Below are 7,715 nucleotides of genomic sequence, written 5' to 3' on the forward strand. Positions count from 1 at the left end.
GGGTGAGGGGCCCGCGCCGTTCGGAGGGACTTCGGGGGACGCGGCGGGACGGCGGGGGACGGCTCAGGGCTGGAGCCGCACGACCTCCCAGCCGTCCGGGGTGCGGTCGTAGCGCAGCCTGCGGTGCAGCCGTTCGCGGTCGGCGGCCCAGAACTCGACCGTGTCCGGTTCGAGGCGGTAGCCGACGAACCGCTCGGGTCTGGGCAGGGAGTGGCCGCCCTCCTCCGCCAGCCTCCGGGCCCGTTCGAGGAGGCCGGGCGCGTCGTCGAGGGGCTCGCTCTGCCGGGAGGCCGTCGTCATCGGGTAGAGCTGCGGCGGCCGGGCGGCCCAGAGCCGGTCCGACTCCGCCTCGGGCAGCGGCTCCACCGGCCCGGAGACGATCACCTGCTGGGCGGTCTCGCGCCAGTACAACAGCCCGGAGGCCCAGCCGGTGGCCGCGATCTCCCGGCCCTTCTGACTGGAGCTGTGGGTGGTGAAGACCAGGCCCCGGTCCGACACGTCGATGACGGCGACCATCCGGTTGGAGGCGCGGCCCTTGGCGTCCGCCGTGGCCAGCGCCAGGGACAGCGGTTCCCTCACCTTCCTCTCCCTGGCCGCGTCGACCCACCGCCCGACCAGCCCCATGGGGGCGGCCGGAGGCGTCTCGTACTCGGGGAAGCCCCCTTCCATCTCACCGGTCAGGGTCTCGAACCTGCTGCTCACACGTACTCCCGCGACTGTCTAGGGTCTGTTTTTCGAAGCGGTCTCAGCCGGTGGGGGGGGTTGGTTCGGGCGCCCACGGGGTTCTGGAGGGGCCGGAGGCGGGTTCTCGGGGAACGGGCGAACCCGCCGTAGGCGCCGAAGGTTCCCGTTCTCCGGGCGCCCGGACACGGACCGAAGCGAAGCGGAGGTCCAAAAAAACACCGCCTAGACGTAGATGGTCCCGCTGGCGACGGTGACGCCGCTGCCCTTGACCCGGACCTCGGTGACACGGTCGCCGTTGCCCCTGGCACGGGCCCGCATCAGCGAGTGCCGCCCGATCTCCACGCCCTGGTGGATGTCGATCCACTGGCCGTACTGGGCGTGGCCGTGGCGGGCGACGTGGATGGCGAGCGGCCCCGCGGCGGACCCGGTCGCCGCGTCCTCGACCACCCCGTAGGCGGGGGAGAACATGCGGCTGCGCCAGTGCGTCCCGTAACCGGCGAAGCAGTTGGTCGCCATGTCGGGGAAGGCGGCCAGGGCGCGGTGGTCGGGGTTGACCTCGGACAGCGCCGGGATGCTCCGCAGGCCGACGAAGACGTGCCGGGGGCCGTTGGTGTAGATCTCGACGGGGGTCTCCGGTTCGGGCACCCCGAGGGCGGCGAGCAGCTCATCGACCCGGTCGAACGGCTCCCAGGTCGGGATCGGCTGCTCCATCGCGGCGGCGACCACCCTGCCGCCCACGCGTTCGAGGTCGAAGTCCACGATCCCCATGGCCGTCTCCAGCCGGAGCCGGTCCTTCTCCGCGGAGTCGCCGAGGGCGACCGCGGTGCCAAGGAGGGGGTGCCCCGCGAAGGGCAGCTCGTTGACCGGTGTGAAGATGCGGATGTGCGCGTCGCCGCCCTGCTTGGGGGGCAGCACGAACGTCACCTCCGACAGGTTCATCTCCCGGGCGATGCTCTGCATGCGCGGGGCCGAGAGGTCCTCGGCCCCGAAGAAGACCGCGACGGGGTTGCCCGCCAGGGGCTTGTCGGTGAACGCGTCGACGACGACGTAGGAGTGCGCCCTTTCCAGGAGCGCCGGACTGCCGCTCATGCGTTCAACGTCCTTCCTATGAACGAACCGAGGATGTGGGGGCCGTTCTGGGTGAGAACGGACTCGGCGTGGAACTGGAGGGAGGAGAAGCGCGGCCCCCGCAGGGCGTGCACCTCCCCCGAGGCGGGGTCGCGGCAGACCTCCACCGCGCCGACGCCGTCCACCTCGACCGCGTCCGCCTCCGACCAGGCCGCGAAGGTGTTGTAGAAGCCCACGCGCTGGCGGTCGCCGAAGAGGTCGACCTCCTTCTGCACGCCCTGGTTGGGCGAGGGGCGCCGCCGGATCTCGAACCCGAGCCCAGCGCTGAGGATCTGGTGGCTCAGGCAGACCGCCAGGAAGGGCCTGCGTTCGGCCAGCAGGGCCCGCGCCGCCGCCCGCACGTTGGCCATCTTGGGGTGGACTGGGTCGCGCGGGTCGCCCGGACCGGGGCCGAGCACGACGAAGTCGTAGCCGTCGAAGGAGGGGACCTGGTCGTGGCGCACGACCGTGACGGACATGCCCATGTCGCGGCACTGGTGGTCGAGCATCGACGTGAAGGTGTCCTCCGCGTCGACGATCAGCGTCCGGCACCCGGCCAGCCCGGGGAACTCCGCGCCGCCGCCCCGGTGGTCCTCGCCCAGCAGCCAGAAGTCGGCGATGTTCGCGTTGCGCCTGACCAGGGCGTCGCGGATGTCGGGGTGGGTGTCCAGGCTCCCGGCCCCGCCGCTCTCGACCGCCGCGAGGAGTCCGGCGGCCTTGGCGTGGGTCTCGGCCACCTCCGACACGGGGTCGGAGTGGCGGACGAGGGTGGAGCCGACGCCGATGGACATCCCTCCCCGGTCGTCGATGTCGGCGGTGCGGATGAGGATCGACGAGTCCAGGGTCCGCTCGCCGGACGCGTCGCTCCCGACGAGGGCCAGGACGCCGCTGTAGTAGCCGCGCCCGCCCGTCTCGTAGTTCTGGATGACGCGGCAGGCGTTCTCCAGCGGGCTGCCGGTGACGGTGGGGGCGAACATCGTCTCCCGGAGGATGTCGCGGACGTCGCGGCGGGTCTCCCCCTCGATGAAGTACTCGGTGTGGGCGAGCCGCGCCATCTGCTTGAGGTGGGGCCCCGACACGTGCACGCCCGGCTCGCAGATGCGCGTCATCATCTTGAGCTCCTCGTCCAGGACCATGTAGAGCTCGTCCGACTCCTTCTGGTTGGCGAGGAAGTCCATGACCTCGGGCAGCGAGGGGCCCGAGGGGGGATAGCGGTAGGTGCCGCTGATGGGGTTCATGGTGGCGATCCCCCGCCGGAGGGTGACGTGGCGCTCGGGCGTGGCGCCGACGAAGGTCCGGTCGCCGGTGTGGACGACGAAGGTCCAGTAGGCGCCCACCTCGACCCGGAGCAGTCGGCGGAAGACGGCCAGGGCCTTGTGCGGGGTGTACTCCCCGATGTCGGCGACGAAGGAGCGCCTGATCACGAAGTTCGCGCCCTCGCCCTCCCCGATCACCTCCTTGACCACCCTGCGGACGGTCTCGGCGTAGTCCTCGTCGCCGACGTCGAAGCGGCCGCCGGACAGGGCGACGGGCAGGTCGGGGATGAGGTCCAGGGCATGGGAGACCGGCAGCGTCTCCTGGCCGGTGACCGTCATGACGAGGAGGGGCGCCTCGTCGTCGTTGCAGCCGAAGCCGCGCTCGGTGATCTGCCGGTAGGGGATGAGGGCCAGCAGGTCGTGGCGCTCCGCGCCCCCGCCCCTCCCGGTCAGGTCGGGCAGGGGGATGTCGGCGGTCTCCGGGACGGCGGACACCTCTCCGGTCAGCACGTCCACGCGGCCGGGCCCGTCGCCGCCGGAGCGCACGAGCAGGGCGAAGGGGGGCGGCCGCTCCGTCCCCAGGACGGAGCGCAGGAGTCCGTCCCCCTCCGCCCCGGCCCGTGGCGCCGTGTCCGGCGCGTTCACGCGAACACCTCCTTGGCCGGCAGCACGACCGCGCAGCGCTCGGCGGCGTACCGGACGGCCATGCGGTGGTAGTCGGCGTTGAAGTCCGCGACGGCGTCGGCGACCAGGAAGGTCTGGATGTCGTTCGTGTAGGCCTCGACCGCCGTCATCAGGACCCCGACGTGCGCGTAAACGCCGCAGACCACGAGCTGGTCGCGCCCGGCGGCCCGCATCCGCTCCAGCAGGTCCGACTTGTGGAACGCGCTGTACCTGAGCTTGGTGAACATCCAGTCGTCGGGCGAGGGGGCCAGTTCGTCCACCACGAGCCTGTCCTCGGGGGACCTGCGCATGCCCGGCCCCCAGAAGTCCTTGAGGAGGCCGCGCTGCTCGTCGCTCATGCTGCCCGGCTGGGCCGTGTAACCGACGGGGACGCCGAGCCGGGCGCCGCGCTCGCGCAGGAGGGCGATGTTGCCGACCAGTTCGTCGCGCACCTGTTCGGGGAAGGGTTTGAGGAAGAAGCGCTGCATGTCGTGGACGAGGAGGACAGCGCGGGAGGGGTCGGGCACCCACCGGGCGGTGTTCTCGGGGAGGTCGCCAGCGGCCGGGAGCGCGTAGGGCTCGATGGCGGGGATACCGGGCATGTTCGTCCTTTCCGATCGGTTCCTACGGGTCAGTCGCTCCAGGCGGAGATCACCGAGACCGCCTGCCAGAGGGTGAGGCGGGGGTCGCAGAAGGTCGTGTAGCGCTCGCCGACCCGAGGGAAACCGCTCGTGTCGGTCACGCACTCGGTCACGTCGTCGGGGGTGGTCTCCAGGTGCAGTCCGCCGGGGACTCCCCCCGCGGACTCGACCGCGCGGACGAAGCCGCGGACCTCTCTCCTGAGGTCCTCCACGACCCGGGTCTTGTGGCCCTCCGGGGTCCGGACCGTGTTGCCGTGCATGGGGTCGCACAGCCAGATCACGGGGTGTCCCGCCTCGGCCACGGCCTCGACGAGCGGCGGCAGCCGGTCGGCGACCCGGTCGGCCCCCATCCGGGCGATCAGCGTCAGGCGGCCCGGCTCGCGCCGGGGGTCCAGCCGCTCGCAGAGGGCGAGCAGCTCGTCCTCGGCCATGGCCGGTCCGACCTTGCAGGCCACCGGGTTGGCGACCTCGGCCAGCAGGGCGACGTGCGCTCCCTCGATCTGGCGGGTGCGCTCACCGATCCAGGGCCAGTGGGTGGAGCCGAGCACCGGCCTGTCCGCCTTCGCGGTCTGCCGCAGCATGGGCAACTCGTAGTCCAGGACCAGTGCCTCGTGGCTCGTCCACAGCGGCGGGTCTCCGGCGGGCCGGGTGAACGATCCGCGCCAGCCGAGGTGCTCCATCACGTCGCCCGCGGCCATGTAACCGGTGAGCAGGCGCAGCGGGTCGGCCTTCCTGCTCTCCGGCGTCGGCTCGGGACCGTTGACCAGGTGGCCGCGGAACACCGGCAGCACCAGTTCGCCGACCTTCTCCGTGGGGCTGGAGCGGGGTTTGGCGAACTGACCGCCGATGCGGCCCGCCCGCAGGACTGGCTTGTGGGTGATCATCCTGAGGGCTCCGGCCAGCATGTCGAGCAACGCGGCCTTGCTGCTGACGTGCCTCGCGCTGGACTCCTCCGGGTCCTCGGCGCAGTCCCCGGCCTGGACGACCAGGGACCGGCCGAGGGCCACGTCGGCCAGGAGCGAGCGCAGGGCCAGCACGTCCTCCGCCCTGACGAGGGCGGGCCGGGAGGACAGCACGTCGGCCACCCTCCGGACCTGGGATGTGTCGCTCCATTCGGGCTGTTGCAGGGCGGTTCTGGTCTCGATGTCGGGCATCACGTTGTCCACGCGTCTCCATTGATCGGTTCTGTGTGCGTGCCGGAATCGACAGCCCGAGCTGAATCCGAACCAGCCCTCGGGGTCAGGTCGGGATTCCCTCACGCCTGATCGTGGGCACGGGGATACCCAGGGCCCGCAACTGGTCGAAGGGGTTCATGAACTCCCTCTGCTGCGCGATCTTCCCCTCCTCGAAACGGAAGGAGTGCAGGAAGTGGTTCGTGTAGTGACCCTCGGGGTAACCCTCGAAACGGATGGCTCCCTCTCCGTCGCATTCCACCCAGAAGAAGTTGGGGTCCTGCGTCTCGAAGATCTGGATATTGGTCCAGACCCAATCGGGGAAGCATTTCAGCGACCAGACCGCGTGCTCGGCGAGGCGATTCCGGCCACGGATGACGATAGGCTCTCCGGTGTCATTGGTCCAGAGCCCTCCCACACCTTCTTCGGTGAAGAGGAGGTGACGCTTCAGCCGATCCTGCCCCCTCGTGTTCATGTATGTTTCCACCACGTCGCGGTTGTGTTTCCGGATCGCGGCCTCGTCACCGTCGGCGGGAAACTCAAAGTTTTCGGGCATGGCAAACGACCTGGCCTTTCCATTTCTGTTTCGAATACTTCCTGCGGGAAACGCTGGGGGCGCCGGGCGGGCCTCAGCCCGAGTCCGCGTCCTCACCGGGCACCAGGTAGGCGAGCTCCCGCAGCTCCTGGGAGCGCTGGAGGACGATGGCGCGGACGAGGGGCAGCCAGTGCTCGGGGATCGTCTTGACGATCTCGTCCCACTGCGAGCGTCCGACCTCGGTGATCGCCAGCATGCGCAGCAGGGTCCGACCGGCTTCGGTGGCACGCAGGGAGGGGTCCCGGGCGAGCTTGCGGACGGCCGCCGCGGTCTCGCCGACCGCCGTGGACTCGGTGATCCGGGGCCTGCGGTCAGGCTCGCGGACCGCGACGGACACGGGTGCGCGCTCCCCGCCGTTGCGGCGGAAGCGCTCCGGGATGGGGTCCTGGCCCTGGTCGACGCGCTTGCGGACGTCCCGGACCGTGCCCACTGACAGGCCGCTCTTCCTGGACACCTCACGCAGCGAGATCTCGGGGTTCTCGGCGAGGATGGCCGCGGCGCTGCGCCGGCCCTCGACGCTGCTGAGCGGCCTGGCCCTTCCGTCCATGCCCACCCTGCTCTCCGCGGCGGAGCCCTCCTCGCCCGCCTCCCGGCGGAGCCTGGCCACCGTCTTGGCGTTCAGTCCGGCCCTCCTCGCGATGGCCCGGTCGGACCAGTGCGGATGGGACAGGACGATGCGCTGGGCGGAGGTCCTGCGTTCGCTCAGGGTCAGCGGAAGCCCGTGCCCCACGTTGAGCTGCACCGCGAGGACGAAGGCGTCCTCGTCGCTGCCGTCGAAGAAACGGGCTCTGATCTCGGTCTTCCCCCTCATGCGCGCGGCACGGATACGGTGCACTCCGTCGATCACGCGCATGGTGCGGCGGTGGACGAGGATGGGTTCGACGCCGCTTCCCATTTCCGCGATCACACGGGCGTGGGCCGGGTCCTCCATCTTCTCACGCGGAGAAAGGGAAGGGGCGAGGTCCGAGATCGGAACAATTCCCTGGGGCAGATCCCTGAGTATGTCAGCCACCTCTGGGAGTAGGTCCCCGTCATTTCTCTGACCCTCCCCCAGTCCAGGGTCGGATGGCATGGTTCGGGCAGGCACAGTGAAATTTCCCTTCGTGAAGGGCATGCGAGCAGGGTGGACTCTCCAGAGGGGATCACAACCGGTTTCAGACTAGATTGAGACCAGCAGCAGCGCCAGCGCGAAGCTGTCCGCAACCGGACAGCGGTGAAAAAACGGGGCCGGGGCGGGCTGCCAGGAAAACCCCAGGTGAAAGCGGCCTGAGCACGGCTGGGACGGGGAAACCGGAGACCTTCCCATCTCCCGGCGGCGGCGGAAGGGAATGCGCCCGGGCCCTTGTGAACTGGGGCGACGGCGTCAAGCACGGGCAGGAACGCGTGCACGGGCACGGGTCGCGCGGACAATCCGAGAAACACGGTCGGTTCCTTGCTTTTTCTCCGGATGAACGCTCCGCGTTACCTTTCGTGACACGGCGCGACTCCACGGAAATGGCGTACTTCCACGGACCCCGTTCCCTTTGGACGGGGCCGCGGACCGGCGGCGCCCCGCGCGGCCGGTCACCCCCTCCCCCGGCTCCGGTCACCTTCTCCC

The 7,715-nt window shown here is 70.5% G+C and carries 7 protein-coding genes; all 7 read right to left on the minus strand.

From position 1 onward, the window contains the following. Positions 1-63: 63 nt before the first annotated feature. The 7 genes from phzG to ABD54_RS24175 all read right to left on the minus strand — a co-directional run bounded on the left by phzG (position 64) and on the right by ABD54_RS24175 (position 7,049). Positions 64-702, minus strand: a complete 639-nt coding sequence (gene phzG, locus ABD54_RS24145; RefSeq protein ID WP_047871836.1) for a phenazine biosynthesis FMN-dependent oxidase PhzG — start codon at positions 700-702, stop codon at positions 64-66. Between the two features lie 204 nt (positions 703-906). Further along, a complete protein-coding gene (locus ABD54_RS24150; protein ID WP_047871837.1) occupies positions 907-1,773 on the minus strand; it encodes a PhzF family phenazine biosynthesis protein in 867 nt (288 codons plus the stop codon). Next, complete coding sequence (locus ABD54_RS24155; RefSeq protein ID WP_047871838.1) at positions 1,770-3,692, minus strand: anthranilate synthase family protein; 1,923 nt, start codon at positions 3,690-3,692, stop codon at positions 1,770-1,772. The genes ABD54_RS24150 and ABD54_RS24155 overlap by 4 nt, the downstream gene beginning before the upstream one ends. Then, entirely contained in the window at positions 3,689-4,312 is a 624-nt protein-coding gene (locus tag ABD54_RS24160; protein WP_047871839.1) for an isochorismatase family protein, read from the minus strand. The genes ABD54_RS24155 and ABD54_RS24160 overlap by 4 nt, the downstream gene beginning before the upstream one ends. 29 nt (positions 4,313-4,341) lie before the next feature. Next, entirely contained in the window at positions 4,342-5,517 is a 1,176-nt protein-coding gene (locus ABD54_RS24165; protein ID WP_047871840.1) for a 3-deoxy-7-phosphoheptulonate synthase, read from the minus strand. A 73-nt stretch (positions 5,518-5,590) separates the two neighbouring features. Further along, complete coding sequence (locus ABD54_RS24170; protein ID WP_013156016.1) at positions 5,591-6,079, minus strand: PhzA/PhzB family protein; 489 nt, start codon at positions 6,077-6,079, stop codon at positions 5,591-5,593. 73 nt (positions 6,080-6,152) lie between these two features. Next, positions 6,153-7,049 (minus strand): winged helix-turn-helix transcriptional regulator, encoded by an 897-nt coding sequence (locus ABD54_RS24175; protein ID WP_053063648.1) that lies wholly within the window; start codon positions 7,047-7,049, stop codon positions 6,153-6,155. Positions 7,050-7,715 lie beyond the last annotated feature (666 nt).

The organism is Nocardiopsis sp. RV163 (genome assembly GCF_001029525.1).
Classification (GTDB): Bacteria; Actinomycetota; Actinomycetes; order Streptosporangiales; family Streptosporangiaceae; genus Nocardiopsis; species Nocardiopsis dassonvillei.

Excerpts from the sequence above, each read along its gene's own strand:
- ABD54_RS24175 (WP_053063648.1), bottom strand. The coding sequence starts at position 7,049 with ATGGAGGACCCGGCCCACGCCCGTGTGATCGCGGAAATGGGAAGCGGC.
- ABD54_RS24170 (WP_013156016.1), bottom strand. The coding sequence starts at position 6,079 with ATGCCCGAAAACTTTGAGTTTCCCGCCGACGGTGACGAGGCCGCGATC.
- ABD54_RS24160 (WP_047871839.1), bottom strand. The coding sequence starts at position 4,312 with ATGCCCGGTATCCCCGCCATCGAGCCCTACGCGCTCCCGGCCGCTGGC.
- ABD54_RS24150 (WP_047871837.1), bottom strand. The coding sequence starts at position 1,773 with ATGAGCGGCAGTCCGGCGCTCCTGGAAAGGGCGCACTCCTACGTCGTC.